This is a genomic window from Caulobacter sp. BE264, from assembly GCF_031457805.1.
Lineage (GTDB): Bacteria > Pseudomonadota > Alphaproteobacteria > Caulobacterales > Caulobacteraceae > Caulobacter.
Window position 1 is genome coordinate 1 of the sequence record NZ_JAVDXI010000017.1, and the last position, 2388, is coordinate 2388.

A 2388-nucleotide genomic window follows, 5' to 3' on the forward strand; every position below is an offset into this window, starting at 1 on the left:
AGCTCAAAGTCTGACCCGCGGGATGGCGGTATCGGCCTATGGGGATTTGAGCGACGCGCTTGTCCCATGAGGTCGCTGACGATGCGCTGACCGGCATGGTGGCAGGTGTGGGTCGCCAGTTTTCTCCGTCACGACGCCCCTGATGATGTGACGATCGGCCTTTTCCTGGGTGCCGGGGCTAGCTTTTTGCGGTTGGCGCGCAGGGTTGGTCATGCGGCCATTGGCCGTTGCTGTGGCGCTGCGATGGCATGGGGTAACAGCCATGAGCGTCATGACGAGTCGACCCTGAACACGTGCTGGAACGGGGGCCGGTGTCCAGGTCCGCTCCAGCGCTCGAAGACCTCGACCAGGACCATGCGGCCGCCGCAGCAAGGGCAAGCGATCAGTGGCTTTGCGGCCGGTTCTGGTTCGACGCAGGCCTCGGGGGCTGGGGTGGGTGTCGGCGCCTGAAGCAAGGCGCGAGCCTTGGCTAGATTGGCGGCGCGGGCCGGGTTGGCGAAGAGGCCATAGTGGCGGATGCGGTGGAAGCCGGTGGGCAGGACGTGGATCAGGAAGCGGCGAATGAACTCGCTGGGCGCCAGGGTCATCAGCTTGCGCCGGGCCTGGCCGTCCCTGCGGTAGTCCTTCCAGCGGAAGGTGACGCCCGTGTCGTTCATGGCGACAAGGCGGCTGCTGGAGATGGCCACGCGGTGTGTGTAGCGGGCCAGATAGGCTAGGACCGCTTCGGGGCCGGCGAAGGGGCGCTTGGCATAGACCACCCACTCTGCACGGCGAAGCGGGGCCAGGCGGGCGGCGAAGGCGGCGCGGTCGGCCAGGCCGGCCAGTTCGCCGAAGAAGGACAGCTGCCCCTCGGCGTGAGCGGCGGCAAGCTTCTCCAGGAACAGCCGCCGGAACAGCCGGGAGAGCACGCGCACCGGCAGGAAGAACCGGGGGCGACAAGAGACCCAGCTCTGGCCGTCCAAGGCGAGGCCGCCGCCGGGGACGATGCAGTGCACATGCGGATGATGGGTGAGCGCTGATCCCCAGGTGTGAAGGACGGCGGTCAGGCCGATGCGGGCGCCCAGGTGCTTGGGATCGGCGGCGATGGTCAGCAGGGTCTCTGACGCGGCCTTGAACAGCGCGCCGTAGACCACGGCCTTGTTCTGGAAGGCGATGTCGCCGATCTGGGCCGGCAGGGTGAAGACCACGTGGTAGTAGGCCAGCGGCAACAGCTCGGCCTGGCGGGCCTCCAGCCAGCGCTGCGCCGCCGCGCCCTGACACTTTGGGCAATGGCGGTTGCGGCAGGAGTTGTAGGCGATCCGCTGATGGTCGCAGTCCTCGCAGCGCTCGACGTGGCCGCCCAACCGCGCGGTGCGGCAGGCCTGGATCGCCGACATCACCTTGAGCTGACCCAGGCTCAGATGTCCGGTCTGGGCGCGGCGGAAGGCCTCGCCATGGGCGTGGAAGATGTCGGCGACCTCAAGAACCGGGCGCACAGGCCCGGCCCGACCCAATGCTCAGGCCGGTGGCGGTCTCAGTTGCAGCAGGTCCAGCGGGCTCTCGATGCCGTCGAGGGTCTTGGCGGCCACGTGGGTGTAGACCGAGGTGGTCTCTAACTTCTTGTGGCCCAGCAGGACTTGGATCACCCGCACATCGACATTCTGCTCCAGCAGGTGAGTGGCAAAGCAATGGCGCAGGGTGTGCAGGCAGACTGGCTTGCTGATCCCGGCCGTCCTGACCGCTATGTGGAAGGCGCGGTTGAGCGAGCGCGGCGTGACCGCATTGAAAGACGTCAGCCGGTTGGGGAACAGCCACACCGGCGGCCGCGCCACCTTCCACCAGTTGCGAAGCGTCGCCAGCAGGTGTGGCGAAAGCAGCGCGTCACGGTCGCGCCGACCCTTGCCCTGTTCGACCCGGATGCGCATGCGCTGGCTGTCGATGTCCCCGACCTTCAGGCCCACGACCTCGGCGGCCCGCAGGCCCGCGCCGTAGGCGACGCTGAGCGCGGTGCGCCACTTGAGCCCCGGTGCCGCCTGCAACAGCCGCGCGACCTCGTCCGGCGTCAGCACGACCGGCAATCTCTGCGGCTGGCGGGCGATGGGAATGTAGTCCAACGCCTCTGGTCGTTTGAGCGTCACCCGGAAGAAGAACCGCAGCGCCACCATCGCGCCATTGATGCTGGCCGGGGCCAGGCCGCTTTGCGTCAGGTGTAGCTGATAATGCCGCACGTCCTCGAACGTCAGCTCGCCCGGGGTCCTGCCGCAGTAGCGACAACAAGACCGAACCGATCGGATGTAGGCCTGCTGGGTACGCTGATCGAAGTTGCGGAGGGTCATGTCTTCGACCATCCTGCGACGCAACGGGTGGATCGCTTCTTCGGGCATCACTCGTCTCCTGTCTCGAGGAGGA

At 67.3% G+C, this 2388-nt stretch carries 2 protein-coding genes; both read right to left on the reverse strand.

What is annotated here, in order from left to right; translation table 11 throughout:
• Positions 1-269: 269 nt before the first annotated feature.
• Positions 270-1475, reverse strand: a complete 1206-nt coding sequence (locus tag J2X45_RS20240; protein WP_310218519.1) for an IS91 family transposase — start codon at positions 1473-1475, stop codon at positions 270-272.
• A gap of 21 nt (positions 1476-1496) precedes the next feature.
• A partial coding sequence (locus J2X45_RS20245; protein WP_310218521.1) for a site-specific integrase occupies positions 1497-2388 on the reverse strand: 892 nt, incomplete at its 5' end.